Source organism: Affinundibacterium seohonense, from assembly GCF_014284305.1.
GTDB lineage: Bacteria > Pseudomonadota > Gammaproteobacteria > Burkholderiales > Burkholderiaceae_D > Undibacterium > Undibacterium seohonense.
Window position 1 is genome coordinate 317430 of record NZ_JACOFW010000001.1, and the last position, 18391, is coordinate 335820.

Sequence of the window (18391 nt, forward strand, 5' to 3'; positions counted from 1 at the left end):
TGGCCTAGACCTGGATTTCCATCAAATCGCTACCAACAATAATTTCACCATCAAAATAGGGACGTACGGCGTCCAACCAAACTTGATCTTCTAAGTAGGGATAACCCCCAGGCACAAAATGTGAAAGCACCAATTTTTTCACGTTAGCTTGCGTTGCTACTCGTCCGACTTGTTCGGCGGTGCTATGACTGGCGAGCAAATGTTCTTTCAAGCGAGTGGCGTTAGGTTCAGTTGCGAGCAATTGATCTAAGGACGCTGTGTGCATAATTTCATGTACTAAGATATTAGCGCCTTGAGCTAAGCGCACTAAATTTTCCGAATAGCTTGTGTCGCCAGAGATGACAATGGATTTACCTTGATGATCAAAACGATACGCAAACGCCGGTTTTACAGGTGGGTGAACTACACGTGCGGCGCTCACCTTCACATGTTGGTTTTGCATGACAACACTGTCATGTTGTAACTCATGCGGATAAATCAATTGTTTGAGCGGACGGCGTCCTTCATCGTGTATGCGGGTTTGAATATCGTAATCGTTTAAGGCCAAAAACTGCTGAGTCATTCGCTTTAAAGGCGGTGGGCCGTATGTATCGATTCGATGGTCTAAATCTGCCGCCCAAGCCAAAAGCATTAAGTTGCCATAGTCCGCATTATGATCAGAGTGATGATGCGTCAAAAATACATGGCGTATGGCTGATAATTTAATGCCCGCTTTGACCACTTGTTGAGCAACGCCATTGCCGCAATCAATGAGATAAGCTTCATCATTGATCATGATCAATTGTGCAGGCGCTGCACGATTTTTCTTCGGGGTGGGGCCGCCAGCTGTGCCAAGTAAAATCAAACGCATTGCACTTTCATTCGTCGCTTTCACCAGACCAGTGGCTAAACTAGTAGAAGCGGTGAAGCCAGCAAAGGCAGTTTGTTGCAAGAAGTGGCGGCGACTTTGTTTCATGTGGATGATAGGTCGGTGGGTATTTGAACAGTATTCTGTGTGGCAGTGTAACTTGACAGTTCTTAAAGTCAAATCAGTTGGGTATTTCCACTCCCTAAATTGTCGGTTTTATCTCTATTTTTTGTCTTTCATCGGATAATGCGGGTGAGTTCAATGTTGAGCCTTTATTCTTCATTCATTGCAGATGTTATGGCAAATAACGGATCAAGAAGAGTGATCGGTTTTATTGAACTAATAGAATTTTTCAGGAGAATAAAATGTGGAGTCGATTAGTGTTAGTTCTGCGAACGAGCGCGGCCTGGGGCGGGCTTGGTTTGCTAATTGTGTTATTTATTTTCGAAGGCCTATTTAGAAGTAGCCCGCCCAATATCGTTCCCTTTCTTTTAATGCTTGGGACTTTTTTTGCTGCCATGACAGCGTTCTCACATATTCATCGCGTACGTTTGATAGACCAACCAGTGAATTCAACCACACTGGCTAATCGTCATCGTCGCCAAATTGAATTACCTTTGGATGCGAATGCAGCATTTGCGTTGATTGAGGCATCCATTCGTGAATTGCCGGGTGCCGAACGGGTCGATAGTGCAGCTGACAGCCTGCAAGTTCGCGCTAAGATCAACCGCATTGCACCATTTCAAGATGAATTTTGGCGAAAATGGCCAGTCACACAATGGCTGACCGGTGGCGATAACCAAATCTATGCGACTGTGTCGCCTGGCGTTGATGCTTGTAGCGTCATGATGATTTGTGAGCCAACTCGTGCGGGGTGGACTGATTGGTTTCTGTTAGATAGCGGGGTGAATTTGGAAAATGCTTTGGCACTTGGACGTGCGATCTCGCGCCGTGTTGCTGAACTACGCAAAAATGAAAAGGCCGCTGCTCAACAAACGGTGACAGAGAAAGAATTGACCGTCGCCAAGCTAAATCTTTTACATGCACAAGTTGAGCCGCATTTTTTGTATAACACCTTAGCCAGTGCACAAATTTTGACCCGTTCTGACCCAGCTAGCGCCGATCACATGCTGGGTAATTTAATTACGTATCTGCGCCACTCTTTACCAAAAACCGAAGACACACCATCTACCATCGGCGTTGAGTTAGAGAGAACACGTGCCTATCTTGATATTATGAAAATTCGTATGGGATCGCGTCTGCAAGTGCAAATCGAGGTACCCGATTATTTGAAGCCAGTTCTGTTCCCTAGCATGATGTTGCAAACCTTGGTGGAAAATGCAATCAAGCACGGTCTAGAGCCGCAAACAGGCGGCGGCACGATTTGGATTTTGGCGCGAGCACATGAAAATAATGTGGCATTAACTGTGGCAGATGATGGCCGCGGCTTTAGCGTGGAAGGGGCGGGTACCGGTATTGGTTTGCGTAATGTGCGTGAGCGTTTGCGGCTCGCGTATGGCAATACCGCTAGTTTTGGTATCGTAGCAAACTTCCCGAACGGTGTTGCCGCCACAATTAATGTGCCCACCACCTTTATCCAGGGAGAACATCATGCCTAAATGTGTCGTCGCCGAAGATGAAAGTTTGTTGCGAGAAGCGCTCCTAGAACAGCTGGGCAAAGTTTGGCCTGGCTTGGAGATTGTAGCAGCTTGTGATGATGGTGCCAGTGCGCTCGAAGCGATTATCGAAAGCCAGCCGGATATTGCCTTCTTAGATATTCGTATGCCAGGCTTGAGTGGCATAGACATTGCTGAAGCGATGAAAGACCATAGTCCGCACACGCAAATCGTCTTTGTTACTGCGTATGATCAATATGCGATAGACGCGTTTGAAAAAGGTGCGGTCGACTACTTGTTAAAACCTGTCACCTATGATCGTCTTTCTGCCACCGTGCAACGTCTGCAAAACCGTGCGGCGAAAGAATTGAACGCGGTTGCCGACTTATTGCAACAGCTAAATCTCGGAAACGGCCGAAGTATCGCTGCATTTCAAGGTGCTCCAAAAAACGAACCCCTAGTTTGGCTCACAGCAAGCTCTGGAAGTGAAACCAAACTAATCATGATCGATGATGTCGCGTACTTTAAAGCAGACAATAAATACACCGTCGTGATGACTGCGGAGGGCGAATCCTTGTTACGCAAACCCATCCGTGAGTTGCTTGAATTACTCGACGCGAATATCTTCAAACAAATTCATCGTTCCACCATCGTCAACTTAAAGGCGATCGCCTCGATTGCGCGCGACGATACAGGGAAGGGCATCGTCAAGCTGAAAACACGACCTGAGACTTTAACGGTCAGCCAGCCTTTCATGGTTTTATTTCGCAATATGTGAGGTCAACATGCATGCTTCAGTAAATTCCGCCACTGCATCTGACAGCTGGCAGTGGCGGCGCGCCGCCCTGAGTTTTCTTGCGCTATCTGCAGCAGTTCCGCTGGATGTTTTGGAAGAGCGTGATCAGCAGGGCACTTATCGTTTCATTCGGGGGCGACATAAATACTATGGCATAGGTTCGCTGGTCATTTTCTTTGCGATTTTTTCTGGCTACGGCATGGGACACATGCTCGCGACCATGAGCACAATTTCCAGTTGGGGAGCCGTTATTGCTGGTCTAATCTGGGCTGCATTTCAATGGTGTTTAGAACGGCAAATGTTGATCAGTATTCGTGCTGATGCTGCATGGTGGAAGAAGTTATTTGGCTTAGGCTGGCGTGGATTGTTAGCCTTGTTATCGGCGTCGACCATGGTATATCCCTTCTTTGTGGAAAGTAATCGCGCTGAGATTGATGTCAAAGTGGGCGAAATGGCACGGACGCGGTTGATTGATAATATGCAGTCTGCTCAATTAGCTGTTGGCTTGCCAGCCTTGCGCAATGATGCGACCCGCGTGGAAGGTGCCATTAAACAGGTTGATTTGTTGCTTGCAAGTGATCCGCCTGATTTGGCAGCCTATCGACAACGAGCCAAAGTGTGCTGGCAAGCTTTTGCTAAAACAGATATTGCCTTGCAACGCCAATTGCGTCCCTTACTGGCGCAGAAAAACATCAACGTTGCAGATGCCTTGTTAGACGCAAAGATCGACGCACTGAATCAAAAGTTGAATGCAGCCAAAGCACCATGTCAAACAGCCGACGGCGTTGTGATGACAAAGTTATTGGAGTGGAAACAACAGAAAAACGTCGAGAAAAAAGTGCTGCTGAATGAGCAAAATCAGGTGCAAACTCATATCGGCGAGGCTAAACAAAAAGAGGTCGCGCTGAGCGAGTCGCAAGAGAAAAAAATTACTCTCGCTGCGCAATCGGGTTTCGCTGCCGATTTTGCCGCCGTGGCCGATTTAGTTCGCAATGATGCGAATCGTCGCTTTCAATTGATTTGGTGGTTGACCTGGTTTTTTGCGATTGAAATGGTGGCGATTTTGGTGAAGTTTACGTCGACGACTGATGTTGATTTGAAGTTTAATAGCATGGAGATGGCAACACAGGATCAGATCAACGCGCAACTGCAAACCCAACAAGAACAAATCGCGACCGGACGTTTGCAAGCGAGTATGCAAGCAAAAGGGGAACAAGCGGTGTGGCTGGCGGATGATGGACAAATAGCGCAAGCGCGGGTTCGTTTGGAACAAGAGTTGGAAATCCAATTGCACAGGAAGCTAAAGGAACTCGATGTCGATTTGCGTTTCAATGTTGAGGCCTTGAAACTGCATTTATTGCAGCTAGAGGCGATTCAGCAATTGACGATGGAGTCGACTATTTTGAACGCTGGAGGAATTGATCCGCGTGTAGAAAATATGGTACAAGAAACGATCGCGAAAATTGTGACTAGTTTATCCGGCTTGCAGGAACTAAAAGTATAAATTCAAGAGTATAAATTTGAGGAAGCTTGATTGTGCAATTTGTCATTCCCGCGAAAGCGGGAATCTAGTGACTTCACCTTGAACTGTGTTGCGACACTAGGTTCTCGTCTACGCGCACTGCTGTCCGGAATAATATTTGGGATATTAGGGAAATGCTGATGATGCTTGAGTTGCACGATGACGTTGTTTGAATGGACTTGAAAAAGTACGATAAGTGGTGGCTGTCAAGGTTCCCTCTCCCGCGAGCGGGAGAGGGCTAGGGTGAGGGTGGTTCAGAAGTTGCATCGTAATTTTTAAGGCGAAGTGGTGAAGAAATCGCTTTTTAAATTCTTAAATATCGTTAATCGAACCTGAAACTCCCTCATCCCCGTCCCTTCTCCCGCTTGCGGGCGAAGGGAGTATCAAAATAAAACTGTCAATAAAATTATTCCGGACAGCAGTGCGTCTACGCGGGAACGACAGAGAAATTTAATTTAAAAAATGAATTAGGATCTAATTCTTCATAAATCCAACCAAAGCATTGAGCACCGCATCAGCCTGTTCACTCATCATCGAATGTCCACAATTTTCTATGATGTGAATTTGCTTGTTGTTGATTGCATTCGACAGCAAGGCACTGGCTTTGATCGGTGTCATCATATCCTGACGAGCTAATAAAAATAGAGTCGGGCATTGCACTTTTTTCGCCGCTTCTTCGCCATTTAAATACGTATTGCAAGCGGTGAAGTCGTTGAAGAAGACTTGATCCGGATTGATAGCAGAAATTCTTTGCATCAAGCGCATACTTCCATTCATCACCGAGAAGCCAGGTCCGGGGCAAGATGGTTTGTGCGCCATGCTGCTATGGGAAAAAATATTCACCATATCAATCGCCGATTGTTCATCGTGCTGCGCTGAAAATAGCAGTGCGTCCGAGACTTTCATCGGGAAAGCAGTGCCTAGCAAAGCGAGTCTTTGTATGCGCTCCGGTGCCATGCTGGCTGCTTCTAAAGCGATCAGCGAGCCCATACTGTGACCAGCCACAAAGGCTTGTTGTACGCCGCTGAGTTCGATTAATTCTAATAGCCAAGCCGCCAGTTTTTCTACGCTACTTAACGCTGGACCAACACTACGACCGTGTCCGGGCAGATCGACTGCTAACACACTAAAACCATGATGCGCTAAATAACGTGACTGTAAAGCCCAGACGGAATGATCATTTTGCGCACCATGAACCAAGATAATGGTCGGCAAATTAGGATTAAAGGCTTTGCCACCCGTGTACGCGTAAACTTCTTTGTTTTGTATCGTTAGGTGCATCTTATTTGCCTTTCTGTGCCATTTTCAAACCACGTGCAAGATCTTCGATTAAATCGTCGACACTCTCTAAACCGACTGAAAGACGGATCGTACCTTCGCTGATACCGGATGCAGCTAGCTGCTCGGCTGGCACGCGAAAGTGCGTGGTGGAAGCAGGGTGTATCACCAAGGATTTTGCATCACCGACATTGGCGAGGTGTGAGAAAACTTTCAGTGATTCGACAAATCGTTGACCTGCGGCGCGATCACCTTTGATATTGAAACTAAAGACGGAACCGCAGCCTTTGGGGAGCAATGTTTTCGCCAGCTCATAATCGGGATGTGATTCAAGCTCTGGAAAAGCGATGGATTCCACCGCGGCATGTGCGGATAAAAATTCAACTATCTTGCGTGCGTTTGCTACGTGTCTATCCATACGCAATCCCAATGTCTCTATCCCTTGTAAAATGGCAAAGGCATTGTGCGGACTCATGCAGGCGCCGAAGTCGCGCAAACCTTCACGCCGTGCACGTAAGGAGAACGCACCGACTGTCGATTCTTCGCTAAACACCATGCCATGGAAACCTTCATAAGGTTCGCAAAGCTCAGCAAACCGGCCAGTTTTTTCATACGCGGCTTGCCAGTCAAAGGTGCCACCATCAATCAAGACGCCGCCGATTGCGGTACCGTGACCGCACAAAAATTTGGTAGCAGAGTGATAGACCAAATCCGCACCGTGTTCAAATGGTCGTAACAAGTATGGCGTCGTAAAAGTCGAATCAAGCATCAAGGGCAAATGATTGTCATGCGCGATCTCTGCGATGGCAGGGATATTGAATACATCCAGACCAGGATTGCCTAAGGTTTCACCAAAGAACACTTTAGTATTCGGACGGATTGCATTGCGCCATGCATCGAGATCACGTGGGTCGACGAATGTGGTCTCGATGCCAAAGCGTTTCATGGTGTAGGCCAACAAATTATGCGAGCCACCGTACAGCGCACGTGATGCGACAATGTGTGAACCAGCGCCTGCGATCGTGGATAAACCGAGATGGAGTGCCGCTTGCCCACTAGCAACCGCGATGCCGGCAACACCACCTTCCAACGCGGCCATACGTTCTTCGAGTACGGCGTTGGTTGGATTCGTGATGCGGCTATAAACATGGCCTGCGCGCTCCATATTGAAAAGAGATGCCGCATGATCGGAATCTTTGAATTCAAATGAGGACGTGAAATAAATTGGAGTTGCTCGTGCGCCGGTAGCTGGATCGGCTACGGCGCCGGCATGCAATGACAAAGTGTCAAAGCCTGGGTATTTTGGACCGCTCATATACTGGTATTCTCCCTAATTGGATGCCGACATCCTACGCACTTGGCAAGTTTTTGAAAAGACTTGATGGTGCAATCATTTTTTGAATCGATAGATAATGTGCAAAATCAAAAATACTTGTTCTGAATCACTAGATTTTTCCGAATGCTTACGATACATTAGATGAAAGAAAGCAAAGATTGGACGTATCTTTGTGCAACGAAGGTCAACAGCACAGCCGCCAAGACTCACCAGAACGGAGGAATACGATGAAGGTTTCAGAAATCCTGCAGGTAAAGGGCAACATTCTTTTTACTATTACACCTGACACAGCGATGAAAGAAGCGGTAAGCTTCATGGAAGAAAAAGACATCGGCTCTTTGATTGTGATGGAGTTTGGTGATCTGGTCGGCATGTTGACGTTTCGTGAAGTCATTCGTGCGGTTCACAAAAATGGCGGCTCTCTCGGCGATGGCACAGTACGCAAATACATGGATGATCATCCGATGACCGTGACGCCGGAGACTGAGGTAAACGAAGTCAGACGCATGATGTTAGAAAAACACTCGCGTTATTTGCCAGTGATGGATGCAAAAACTTTAATGGGTGTGATTTCTTTTTACGATGTGGCACGTGCTGTCTTAGAAGCCCAAAGTTTTGAAAATAAGATGTTAAAGGCGTATATCCGCGACTGGCCTGTGGAAGACGAGAAAGACTAATCAGTGTGCGAAACCCACGATGTGAATTGTGGGTTTTTTTTTGTTTAAAGATTTGTTGAAGTTGAGTTTTGTTAAAGTTGAGCTCGGTATTGTTCAGTAATGATAAGTCATGTCTAGGTTTACGAGTAAGTTCAGATGTTTAAAACAATAAGGAGAAAAGTATGCAGGTAGCCATCATCGGTGCAGGATTAGCTGGATTGACCGCAGCCCGTCAATGTCAGGCACAAGGACATCACGTCACTGTGTATGAAAAAAGCCGCGGAGTCAGCGGACGTATGAGTACAAGACAAACCGAACTCGGTGGCTTTGATCACGGTGCCCAATATTTCACCGCGAGTTCAGACCGTTTTAAGAAGGAAGTCGCAGATTGGCTCAAACTAGAATGGGTCGTTCCTTGGGAGAGTAAATTAGTTAAGTTGGATCATAGTGCAGTCAGTGCAGTGACAAATGAGAACAAACGCTATGTTCCGGTACCAGGGATGAGTTCGTTAGGCAAACAATTAGCGCACGGTGTTGATGTGCGATTGGAACAACAAGTGGTTGCCTTGGAAGCGCATGGTGAACAATGGATTTTGTCTGTAAAGACCGATGAAGTGCCAGTAGCCGCTTCAGCGGGGCCATTTGATGCGGTCATTATGGCGATTCCGCCGGAGCAAGCTTCTGTTCTATTAAAAGCTCACGCAAGCTTTAGTCATCAAGTTGCGGATGTGCGCTTGCAGCCATGCTGGGTTTTGATGTTGGGATTTCAGCACCCATTGAATCTGGATTATGACGGCGCTTGGGTGGCGAATTCTCGCTTGGGCTGGATTGCTCGCGATACGTCAAAGCCAGATCACCGCGCTGGTGAGCGTTGGGTCTGTCATGCCACAGCGGCGTGGAGTGTGGAACACTTGGAAGACGATCATGAGCGTGCCAAAGAAAAATTATCCAAGGCATTTCACGAAGCCACCGGATCCCCAATTCAAGCCATACACGCGGTCACACATCGTTGGCTTTTCGCGCAAGCTGATAAACCACTACCAGAATCCCATTTATGGGACTCAAAGGCGAAAATTGGTGTTTGTGGAGACTGGTTCGCCTCGGGACTAGAGGGAGCAGGGCGAGTTGAAAATGCATTTCTTAGTGGATTAGCAATGGCGCAGTCGATTGGTTGATCGGTCAGCGAATTACCTTTCTCAGCAATCAGTCATTGCTAATTCAAGATACTGCCGTTTTTTGATGATTATCAGAAACGGCAGTCCCCGATTTTTACTTTTGGCGAATCGCTAATTTGCTTTTCAAGGTCAAGCGCAATGCCTGACCAATTGGGACTTTGTAACTCCGCCATTCTTTATAATCTTTGATTGCAGCTAACATTTTATTTTCCTTGACTTGCGATAATTAAGAGCGATGGCCGAATCTTAATTTGAACAAGCTTTTAATTTTGTGATGGCCAGCACAAAATCAGCTTTTCAAGTTTTATTTTCCAAGAAATGAGGCAAAATTAACTGAAATCTAAAAAAATTCGATTATTCGGTGTTTCAAATGTGCAAATGACTTTGTTCCTAAGCTATTGTAGATAATGCTGAAGAACCTGTTCTGTGTGATAGGGATCGTAATGTTCATGCCTTCTTATGGGCATCGGTATGTCCTGTCATGTGCAATTTTTCCTTAACGTCATCTGTTTTAGTGCTATGGAAAATTGAAAAAAACGAGTGGGTAAATGCCTCATGCATTTTTTCCATATCGCTGACCATCGTATCCCAAGAATCTTCAGTAGACGCTTTTAGTTCCTCGAGCTTGGCGATAGCACCTTTGGATTTCAGACGCAGCTTTTCCATCTCTTCCTTGTAGGTTTGACGGGCGTCCTCCTTCGCCTCCTGCGCTTCGGATTCAAGATTACTCATCTTTTGATTCAACTTAACCAATTGCGCTTCCATTTTGGAAATGTATTCCGCTCTTTGCGACATAATGATGTTCCTTTGCTGTGAGTGATACATCAAGATACCTTGAAAGTTCGGTACGATCGGTACGGTAAGACACCCAGCTCTGTGACATTGACGTGGGATTGGCGTTATCATCAGGAAGGGTATTTTTACGTCAATCCGCGTAGAAAATGATGATCGAGATATAGCGCAGTATAAGTAAGCTTGAATTGCCAATCGCATTCGCACGCAGAATCACATAACCAAACATAGTAATGAAACCAGTCTTAGAAAATCCTCTGTATTACCTTGAAAACTTTCAGTTGGTACTCGATTGGGTATGTGAACGATATGACGATGTATTGATTGACGAAGAACGACAGTTGATCAGTCGTTTTTCCGAGATGCCTCAGAATGCTCGTGCCATATTTGTTCGTATGGTCATGCGCAAAGGCGAGTTTTTCCGCCAAAGTAAATTGAGTTATGCAGAGATCGGCGATGTGCAAGCTGCATTGGCGCCACTGATTGCTGCTGGTTGGGTTGACTTAGATCCAATGCTCTCGATTGACCAGCTTTTTGATATTTTGCAGAAACCGGAAATCGTGTTGGCCTTTGCACTCACGGCACCTCACAAGCAAATGAACAAAGCGGAACAGTTGGCCTATTTGCGCGAGCTAGAGCCCGAGACAAAACCGTACTCAGCTTGGTACCCGACTTCAACAGAGGTAGTCGTTCAAATTAAAAACAAAGCACTATGTGATCGCCTGCGCTTGATCTTTTTTGGTAACTGGCATCAGGACTGGTCGGAATTTGTCTTGTCTGATCTCGGCATTTATCGCTATGAATCCATCGATATTTCAAAAGAATCGCGAGGTTTTCAAACTCGGCGTGATATCGAAGACTATATCGCTTTGCAGCAATGCCGAGACTTGTTTGAGCAAGAAGAACCGATTGATATCGTTTTTGAAGAAGTCGTTGGGCTACACATCGACAATGGCTGGATAGCCCGACGTCGCCACAAATTCTTATTCCAGCTAGGGCAACAGGCAGAGAAGCTCAAAGAATGGAATTTGGCGTTAAGGATTTACGGACAGACACCGTATCTTGGCGTACGACTACGTAAAATCCGGGTGTTAGAGAAAATAGGGCAAAGCGCACAAGCCTTGCAATTACTCAATGAAGCTTTAGCAGCACCGGAAAGTGAAGCCGAACTGCAGCAGCTACAACGTAGCGCACCACGCCTAAATCGCAAGTTAGGACATCAAAAATCATCGACAATCAGTGCTACAGATGTGCATGTAATCGAACTCCAATTGCCCTATCCAATAGAATCGTTTTATGTAGAAGGTGTAGTGAGAGATTTTTTACATAGCGAAGATACGCCAGTGTTTTATGTAGAAAACACCCTGATCAATTCCTTGTTTGGCTTGTTGTGTTGGGATGCGATTTTTAAACCGATACCCGGTGCTTTTTTTCATCCTTTTCATCGTGGACCGGTTGATTTAACGAGTGCGGATTTTCATCTGAGACGGCAAGAGGACTTCGCACGTTGCCTATCACAACTTGATACAGATGCGTATATCACAAGCATCCGCCTAACCTTTGAAGTCAAGAATGGTATTCAATCACCCTTTGTATTTTGGGGCGCGCTTGACGAGACCTTGCTTGATCTTGCATTAAATTGCATTCCGCCCGAACACCTGAAACATTGGTTTAATCGCATCTTGTCTGACATCAAAGCCAATAGAAACGGCTTTCCAGACCTGATCCAGTTTTGGCCACAAGAGAAGCGTTACAACATGATAGAAGTGAAAGGCCCAGGTGATCGCCTTCAAGACAATCAGAAGCGCTTGATCGATTACTGCGCTTTACATCAGATGCCGATTTCCGTCTGTTATCTCGAATGGTCTGAGGACAGTCAGTGAGCAAAAGTCCGTATATCGTGTCCGTGCGTAGCTTGGTTGAATTTGCTGCCAAACAGGGCGATTTGGATTTTCGCTTTACCCCTTCACCGTCCGGTCTAGAAGGTATCGAAGGGCATAATCAAGTCACATCCCGCAGAAAAGCCAGTTATCAACGAGAAGTGCGACTTGAAGGACGCTTTGAAGAACTATGGATTAAAGGTCGCGCAGATGGTTTCGATCCCGATCTTGTGCAGATCGAGGAAATCAAAACCTATCGTGGCGACTTTCAATCGATACCGGACAATCATCGCCAGCTTCATTGGGCGCAAGCGAAAATTTATGCACACTTGCTCTGTCTCAAACTCGAATTACCTGAAATGAAAGTCGCGCTAATTTACTACGACGTCGATAAGCAGACTGAGACTCCGATGGTCGAATCGTACGACTCAGCGTCGTTAGCAAGTTTCTTTAGACAGTTATGTGAACAGTTTCTCAGGTGGGCGAAACAAGAAATGGCTCATCGCGAGCAGCGTGATCGGGTGCTGCGTGAAATGCCCTTACCGCATACTAGCTTTAGAGTAGGGCAGCGGACTCTGGCCGAGGCGATGTATAAAGCGAGCAACCGGGCATGCTGCCTATTGGCACAAGCGCCGACTGGCATAGGAAAGACTATTGGCAGCCTTTTCCCTATGCTGAAAGCTAGTGCCGAACACCAGCTCGATAAGATTTTCTTTTTAGCTGCCAAAACATCTGGTCGCCAATTGGCGCTCAATGCAATTGAAAACTTGCAGGAAAAATTGCCGGGTACATCGCTAAGAACATTGGAGCTTGTTTCCAAAAACAATGCCTGTGAATATCCAGAAAACACCTGTCATGGTGATTCCTGTTCATTAGCCAAAGGATTTTATGATCGTCTTCCCGCCGCGCGAGAGGCAGCTACACAGGTCACTATTCTCGATCAGGCAAAGCTGCGAGAGCTTGCGTTAGCTCACCAAGTATGTCCGTATTATCTGAGTACAGAAATGGCGAAATGGAGCGACGTCATTATTGGTGATTACAACTACTATTTTGATCTTAATGCGATGTTGTATGGTTTGACGTTGAGCAACGGTTGGAAGATTGGTCTGTTAGTGGATGAAGCACACAATATGGTGTCGCGGGCTCGTGCTATGTACACGACTGAATTGAGTCATGTGCGTTTTAAAGAAGTACGTAAGCAAGCTCCGACAATTTTAAAGAAAGCGCTAGACCGACTTCATCGCCAATGGCTGACATTAGAGAAATCTGATGACACCATTAACAAACACGAAAATCGATACCTAGTACACGCCACGCTGCCAGATAAATTCATTAAGGCATTGGCATCGCTGTGTGGCGAAATTGGTGCGTATTTTGTGGAGCATCCATCAACGATCAATCCACTACTACAAGATTTTTATTTCGACGCATTGCTGTTCATTCGACTAAGCGAGAGTTTTGGCGAGCATTCGATTTTCGATATAAACACATCAAAGTTCGGCTCAGTACTCTGCATTCGCAACATCGTTCCCGCACCGTTTCTCCAACCTAGATTCAAAGCGACTCACACCAGTGCCTTATTCTCGGCGACCTTAAGTCCTTGGAACTACTATAGCGATTTGCTAGGCATGCCCGACAACACTGCATGGGTCGATGTGGAATCGCCATTCAACGCGGAACAATTGACTGTACATGTCGTTGGATCAGTATCAACCCGTTACGCTGATCGTCAGCAATCCTTGGCACCCATCGCTGAACTAATGGCAACACAATTCAAGGAACTACCTGGCGCTTATCTCGCTTTCTTTAGCAGCTTTGATTATATGGATCAGGTCGCTAGCTTATTTCAGGAACGTTTTCCCGAGGCTACGGTATGGAAGCAAACGAGACGGATGGATGAATCCGCGAAAAATAACTTTCTCGCAAACTTTACAGAAAACAGCCAAGGAATCGGCTTTGCGGTTTTAGGAGGTGCGTTTAGCGAAGGCATTGATTTACCTGGGTCTCGTTTGATCGGTGCATTCATCGCGACCTTAGGATTGCCGCAATTGAACCCGATCAACGAACAGATTAAACAACGCATGCAACATCTATTTGGTACGGGTCATGACTACACCTATTTGTATCCAGGATTGCAAAAAGTGGTTCAAGCCGCGGGAAGAGTCATTCGCACAACATCTGATCGCGGCGTGATTTACTTAATCGATGATCGGTTTAAGCAGACACAAATTCAAGAATTGCTGCCACGGTGGTGGCAGCTTTAACCTTGAATTTAGTATAAAAGCCTTCTACTTGGGTGCTTGCGCGCTACCAAACATAAAGCTGAAGCCTGTAGCAGTTTTGCTACCTTTTTGCGCGGTTGTGGCAAAAGAATGACAACCCATGCAGCTATTCCCTTTGGTCTGCATAAAGGTTTCTAGCACCGGATTGATCAGAGTATTGGTGCTAATATCGCCAGGCTTACCTGGAGAGAGTGGTACCGACAGCGGAACAGGAGTCGCGAGGTTGAGCACGGTCTTGGACCATTGTGTATCGATCATCGCGTAGTATTGCCAAGGCGATTTTGCGAAGCCTTCAACGATCATTTTTTGCGCTTGCGTATTCACTTGTGCCGCATTCACGTCATCCGGAAATACTTGTACGACTTGAGTTGGATTGGTGCCCTTGGTATTAACAGGGGTTTTGCTAGCAGGATTATTGAAGCTGTAGTTTTGCTTAGGCGTTGCACCCATTAGCGGCGCATTATCTACCTGATAAAAGGTTGCCCACAGTCCTGCATTTTGTTTTCCACCACTAGCAAAAATATGAAATCCAACTAAGCCGATAGTGACCGATTTGCCGCCAGAAGCGCCGGGAATAAATCCCTTTGCAACATGAAAACGCCCAGAGCTTGCTTCTGTCGCAGTCAGTACTTTCCAAGCCGCTTTCACTTCGATCGATCCAGATGGCAATATGATATTCGTCTTCTTAGCAAATGTAGCTTGTGACGTTGCGTTGTATAAGCTGTTTTTCGTGATGTAATCATATTGAGCCTTATTCATGGCTACATCGTAATACACAGGATTTTTCTGTTGGTCATAGAGAATATTGCCATCCGATTGAGTGATCTCATCGAGTGGAATAGTTGTGCTCGCGGTTAGGCTCTTATTTGCCTTGAGTGTTGCCTGAAGTTTGGCAACGGTAGGAGATACCTTCGCCGTACGTGTCAACATTCTCACACCGCCCACAGCCACTTCACTCGCAATGTCTTTTGGAAGCGCCGCATTGACGACACTGTTATCCCACGGTTGCGGTTTGGCTCCATTAGGCAAAAATACCTGCTCTTCAGTGAGGAAACTTTCCCAAACCGTTGTGCCTGGCGCGCCGAATAGGGCAGAGGTATCGGGGATGCCACGTTGCCCCGATTTAGCTGGCCAATTGAGATAGATAAAAGTTTGCCACATGGCGCAATCTGCACCTGGATTGGTGAATTCACCATTACTCAGTTTAGGAATCGGCTTCAGTTGAACCCCAATCGGGTTTAGCCCGCCACATGGAAAACTCGGAACGGTAGCTGCTTTAGGTGCGGCAGGTGCCGCATTTTGTGCGATCGCGCTGGAAAGCGATGCATAACCAAAAGCTAGCCCAACGACGAGTGTTGAGAGCACAGTTCGCTTAGAGTTGCGATTGAAATTAGGTAGGTGCATAGTTTATTTCTCCCTTTGTCTTGCAGTCAATTTATGAGAACGTGGAACGAAGAACAGACTTAAAGAGAACAACACCACCAAGCTTAGCTACAAACGCTTTTGCGTTGAACACATGTCTGATCCATGTTTCGCCAAAAAACTTAACAGGTAGCAGTTTTTAGAATCTCAAAAAGTCAAATCTGCTAGTGCCGTCACTGCAATCACAGCAAACATCATGCCAGTCAAAAAGGGGACATTTTTTGTGGATACGTCACGTATTTAGGGTGTTGTTTTTAGTATTTACATGTCAATGAATGCCTAATTGGGAAAACTTGGTGTAATACATTCGTCGAAAAAACGAAGTCACCAAAAAGTAAATCGACAATTCAGCGATGTTGATTAGGCTTGATGTGAAAACTGGCTGTCATTAGCTTTAATTTGTGTAACCAAAATTCTCGTATTGGTTCAAATTACCAAAAAATACACTTTGAGGAAAGGAAGATATGAAGCGAAGTTTCGACGAGCGCCAAATCATTGGCGTATTGAAGGAGATCGATTCTGGCATCACTGTGGCTGCACTTTGTCGCAAGCATGATATCAGCGAGTCCACCTACTATAAATGGAAGGCTAAATATAGTGGCATGTCATTATCTGATCGCGAAAAATTAGAACTTCTGGAAGCGGAGAACGCCAAACTAAAATGTTTGTTGGCGGAATCAATTCTGGCTAATGCTGCATTGAGGGAGAAAAGTGGTGAAAGAGTGGAGGCATAAATCGAAATCAAAATCTACATAATCCACCAGGTTTATTTCAAGCCATCCGAGTTGCGTTGTCTTGAAGATCGCATTCATGATGGTTCTCAATGTAGTTTGCCGATTTTATTTTATGTTTTGCTGAATTTCGACCAAAAACGACGGAAAAATTGGTGCTACTATTTAAATTAACGTTAGATATTTCGTAGATATATTAGTTGTAGTTTGAAAGTGAACATTTGAGCGCAAGGAAATGTCGCGATGTTCTCGTGAATAAAGACAGCAGTCAGTTACAAAACAATTATTTACTTAGAAAAAAAGGTACAAGAATTATGGATCGTAGAAGTTTACTCAAAAGCCTCAGCTTGAGCTTGGGCGCTGGCATCGTCACCACTGACGTTTTAGCACGCGTAGGGGAGAACGCATATAGCTATAGGATTGGTGAGAATTCCACCCACCACCCCTTATCCAAAGCAGTTACTGTCATCACGTGTGGCGCAGGAAGCAGGGGAAATGTCTATGGCGATTACGCAACACAATTTCCAGAACAACTGAAGGTCATCGGCGTCGCAGAGCCAATTGCTTTTCGCAATGAAAAGTACGCCAAGAAACATAACATTGAGGCGGAAAACCGCTTCAATACCTGGGAAGACGTCTTCAAAAAACCAAAGATGGCAGATGCTGTGATCATCTCTATGCCAGACAATCTCCACTACGAACCATGTATGCAAGCATTGCGCCTTGGTTACGATGTTTTATTGGAAAAACCAATTGCGCCAACCGAAAGAGAATGCCGAAATATTCTTGCCCTAGCAAAGAAAACCGGACGCATAGTCGCAGTGTGCCATGTCTTAAGATACGCGCCTTACTTCGTTAAGATGAAAGAGCTGATTGCAAAAGGCGCGATCGGTGAGGTGATTAGTATGCAGCATCTTGAACCTATCGAACACACTCACATGGCTCACTCCTATGTACGCGGCAACTGGCATAACTCCAAGCAGACCACACCTATCATCTTAGCCAAGTCCTGTCACGATCTTGACATCATGAAATGGGTCATCAATAAGAAGGCAGAAAAAATCGTCGCGATGGGTAACTTGAAATGGTTCCGTCGCGAAAATGCGCCGCAAGGCAGCACGGCTCGATGTACCGATGGATGTGCGATTGAGCGTACTTGCCCTTACTCCGCCATCAAAGAGTATGTCGATGTCGTTGGTAGATCACATGTTTTAGATATTCCAGACAACGTGCCAGATCGTAAGTTTGCGGCTCGCGAAAAACTCAAAACTAGTGATTACGGTCGCTGTGTTTATCGTATGGATAATGATCAGCCTGACCACTATGTGTCGAGCATACAGTTCAGTGACAACGTGACCGCTAGTTTTTCTATGGAAGCCTTTACCGCCTACCACGGTCGTCGTACACGAGTTATGGGTTCAATGGGCGATATGGTTGGCGACATGAATGAGTTGGTAGTTCATGATTTTAGAACTAAGAAAGAAACTAGATTTGTGCCTGACGCCGAGGATGTAGCGGGTTATAAAAATAGTGGACACGGTGGTGGCGACTGGCTATTGGTGAAAGATTTCGTGCAAGCCGTTGCTCAACAAAATCCAGCGCTATTAACTTCAACCATTGATGAGTCTATCGAAAGTCACATCATGGGGTTCATGGCGGAGAGCAGTCGTAAAAACGGCAGAGTGATGGAAGTGAAAACTTGACGTTCAACTCAGTCACTTAATGAGTTGATTTAGCCTGATTCGTAGAGTGTTCCCATCGCACCCTGCTTATCAGTTAAAACTCGAGTAATTCGCTTCAAGTTAAATGCGGTAGTACACAAATCATTGATTTTTAAGACTCTAATAGCAAGGCTGCAAACACTAAGCAAACTTGGAGTAAAAATTAGCTAGTGCAGCCTAGCTTGCGTGATGAAAAATCGTCCTTTGCCGAATTTGTTATATTTTTTGCGGATTTTTCCATATTGCTTCCTAATTTCACTTGCTACTATATTTGCGACATCGTGACAAAAATGTGCTGTTGCAAAATCGGCGTTGGATGAACTGAAACTGCTTTCAT

At 45.7% G+C, this 18391-nt stretch carries 13 protein-coding genes and 1 pseudogene; 9 read left to right on the forward strand and 5 right to left on the reverse strand.

Annotation, left to right across the window (positions count from 1 at the left end):
• Nucleotides 1-4: 4 nt before the first annotated feature.
• Nucleotides 5-955 carry an MBL fold metallo-hydrolase gene (locus H8K52_RS01350; protein ID WP_186920705.1) on the reverse strand — a complete coding sequence of 317 codons (951 nt, stop codon included), beginning with the start codon at nt 953-955 and terminating at the stop codon, nt 5-7.
• A 257-nt stretch (nt 956-1212) separates the two neighbouring features.
• Between H8K52_RS01350 and H8K52_RS01355 the strand changes: the two genes are divergently transcribed.
• From H8K52_RS01355 to H8K52_RS01365, 3 genes are read left to right on the forward strand one after another with little or no spacing between them, the layout of a single operon-like run.
• On the forward strand, nt 1213-2466 hold the full coding sequence (locus H8K52_RS01355; RefSeq protein ID WP_186920706.1) for a sensor histidine kinase: 1254 nt from the start codon (nt 1213-1215) through the stop codon (nt 2464-2466).
• Nucleotides 2459-3241 carry a LytR/AlgR family response regulator transcription factor gene (locus tag H8K52_RS01360; RefSeq protein WP_186920707.1) on the forward strand — a complete coding sequence of 261 codons (783 nt, stop codon included), beginning with the start codon at nt 2459-2461 and terminating at the stop codon, nt 3239-3241. Before H8K52_RS01355 ends, H8K52_RS01360 begins: the two co-directional genes overlap by 8 nt.
• A gap of 7 nt (nt 3242-3248) precedes the next feature.
• Nucleotides 3249-4763 carry a DUF4407 domain-containing protein gene (locus H8K52_RS01365; protein WP_186920708.1) on the forward strand — a complete coding sequence of 505 codons (1515 nt, stop codon included), beginning with the start codon at nt 3249-3251 and terminating at the stop codon, nt 4761-4763.
• Between the two features lie 492 nt (nt 4764-5255).
• Here H8K52_RS01365 and H8K52_RS01370 read toward each other — a convergent pair whose 3' ends face one another.
• Both H8K52_RS01370 and H8K52_RS01375 read right to left on the reverse strand, forming a co-directional pair.
• The gene (locus H8K52_RS01370) at nt 5256-6062 is read right to left on the reverse strand and encodes an alpha/beta fold hydrolase (RefSeq protein WP_186920709.1); all 807 of its coding nucleotides are present in this window, start codon (nt 6060-6062) and stop codon (nt 5256-5258) included.
• A 1-nt stretch (nt 6063) separates the two neighbouring features.
• Nucleotides 6064-7374, reverse strand: coding sequence for an O-acetylhomoserine aminocarboxypropyltransferase (locus H8K52_RS01375; RefSeq protein ID WP_186920710.1), 1311 nt, complete (start codon nt 7372-7374; stop codon nt 6064-6066).
• A gap of 248 nt (nt 7375-7622) precedes the next feature.
• Here H8K52_RS01375 and H8K52_RS01380 point away from each other — a divergent pair, with 248 nt between their 5' ends.
• Both H8K52_RS01380 and H8K52_RS01385 read left to right on the forward strand, forming a co-directional pair.
• Nucleotides 7623-8072 carry a CBS domain-containing protein gene (locus H8K52_RS01380; protein WP_186920711.1) on the forward strand — a complete coding sequence of 150 codons (450 nt, stop codon included), beginning with the start codon at nt 7623-7625 and terminating at the stop codon, nt 8070-8072.
• Nucleotides 8073-8233: 161 nt separating this feature from the next.
• Nucleotides 8234-9226 carry an NAD(P)/FAD-dependent oxidoreductase gene (locus H8K52_RS01385; RefSeq protein WP_186920712.1) on the forward strand — a complete coding sequence of 331 codons (993 nt, stop codon included), beginning with the start codon at nt 8234-8236 and terminating at the stop codon, nt 9224-9226.
• Nucleotides 9227-9673: 447 nt separating this feature from the next.
• Here the strand turns inward: H8K52_RS01385 and H8K52_RS01390 are convergent, their stop codons facing one another.
• On the reverse strand, nt 9674-10021 hold the full coding sequence (locus tag H8K52_RS01390; protein WP_186920713.1) for a sll1863 family stress response protein: 348 nt from the start codon (nt 10019-10021) through the stop codon (nt 9674-9676).
• A gap of 230 nt (nt 10022-10251) precedes the next feature.
• Here H8K52_RS01390 and H8K52_RS01395 point away from each other — a divergent pair, with 230 nt between their 5' ends.
• Together H8K52_RS01395 and H8K52_RS01400 are read left to right on the forward strand one after the other, a co-directional pair.
• Nucleotides 10252-11901, forward strand: coding sequence for a VRR-NUC domain-containing protein (locus H8K52_RS01395; protein ID WP_186920714.1), 1650 nt, complete (start codon nt 10252-10254; stop codon nt 11899-11901).
• Nucleotides 11898-14162: a helicase C-terminal domain-containing protein gene (locus tag H8K52_RS01400; RefSeq protein ID WP_186920715.1), complete on the forward strand. Its 2265-nt coding sequence runs from the start codon at nt 11898-11900 to the stop codon at nt 14160-14162. Before H8K52_RS01395 ends, H8K52_RS01400 begins: the two co-directional genes overlap by 4 nt.
• Before the next feature lie 24 nt (nt 14163-14186).
• Here H8K52_RS01400 and H8K52_RS01405 read toward each other — a convergent pair whose 3' ends face one another.
• Nucleotides 14187-15584, reverse strand: a complete 1398-nt coding sequence (locus tag H8K52_RS01405) for a hypothetical protein (protein WP_186920716.1) — start codon at nt 15582-15584, stop codon at nt 14187-14189.
• A gap of 482 nt (nt 15585-16066) precedes the next feature.
• On the opposite strand from H8K52_RS01405, the pseudogene H8K52_RS01410 reads away from it, so the two are divergent.
• Nucleotides 16067-16309 (forward strand): annotated as a pseudogene (locus tag H8K52_RS01410) (transposase); the annotation flags it as partial.
• 338 nt (nt 16310-16647) lie between these two features.
• On the forward strand, nt 16648-18036 hold the full coding sequence (locus tag H8K52_RS01415) for a Gfo/Idh/MocA family protein (protein ID WP_186920718.1): 1389 nt from the start codon (nt 16648-16650) through the stop codon (nt 18034-18036).
• The last annotated feature ends 355 nt before the right edge of the window (nt 18037-18391 follow it).

What these genes read in the sequence shown, in the direction of transcription:
- H8K52_RS01385 (WP_186920712.1), top strand. Translation starts at nt 8,234, where the DNA reads ATGCAGGTAGCCATCATCGGTGCAGGATTAGCTGGATTGACCGCAGCC.
- H8K52_RS01375 (WP_186920710.1), bottom strand. Translation starts at nt 7,374, where the DNA reads ATGAGCGGTCCAAAATACCCAGGCTTTGACACTTTGTCATTGCATGCC.
- H8K52_RS01360 (WP_186920707.1), top strand. Translation starts at nt 2,459, where the DNA reads ATGCCTAAATGTGTCGTCGCCGAAGATGAAAGTTTGTTGCGAGAAGCG.
- H8K52_RS01355 (WP_186920706.1), top strand. Translation starts at nt 1,213, where the DNA reads ATGTGGAGTCGATTAGTGTTAGTTCTGCGAACGAGCGCGGCCTGGGGC.
- H8K52_RS01370 (WP_186920709.1), bottom strand. Translation starts at nt 6,062, where the DNA reads ATGCACCTAACGATACAAAACAAAGAAGTTTACGCGTACACGGGTGGC.
- H8K52_RS01405 (WP_186920716.1), bottom strand. Translation starts at nt 15,584, where the DNA reads ATGCACCTACCTAATTTCAATCGCAACTCTAAGCGAACTGTGCTCTCA.
- H8K52_RS01350 (WP_186920705.1), bottom strand. Translation starts at nt 955, where the DNA reads ATGAAACAAAGTCGCCGCCACTTCTTGCAACAAACTGCCTTTGCTGGC.
- H8K52_RS01380 (WP_186920711.1), top strand. Translation starts at nt 7,623, where the DNA reads ATGAAGGTTTCAGAAATCCTGCAGGTAAAGGGCAACATTCTTTTTACT.
- H8K52_RS01395 (WP_186920714.1), top strand. Translation starts at nt 10,252, where the DNA reads ATGAAACCAGTCTTAGAAAATCCTCTGTATTACCTTGAAAACTTTCAG.
- H8K52_RS01365 (WP_186920708.1), top strand. Translation starts at nt 3,249, where the DNA reads ATGCATGCTTCAGTAAATTCCGCCACTGCATCTGACAGCTGGCAGTGG.
- H8K52_RS01390 (WP_186920713.1), bottom strand. Translation starts at nt 10,021, where the DNA reads ATGTCGCAAAGAGCGGAATACATTTCCAAAATGGAAGCGCAATTGGTT.
- H8K52_RS01415 (WP_186920718.1), top strand. Translation starts at nt 16,648, where the DNA reads ATGGATCGTAGAAGTTTACTCAAAAGCCTCAGCTTGAGCTTGGGCGCT.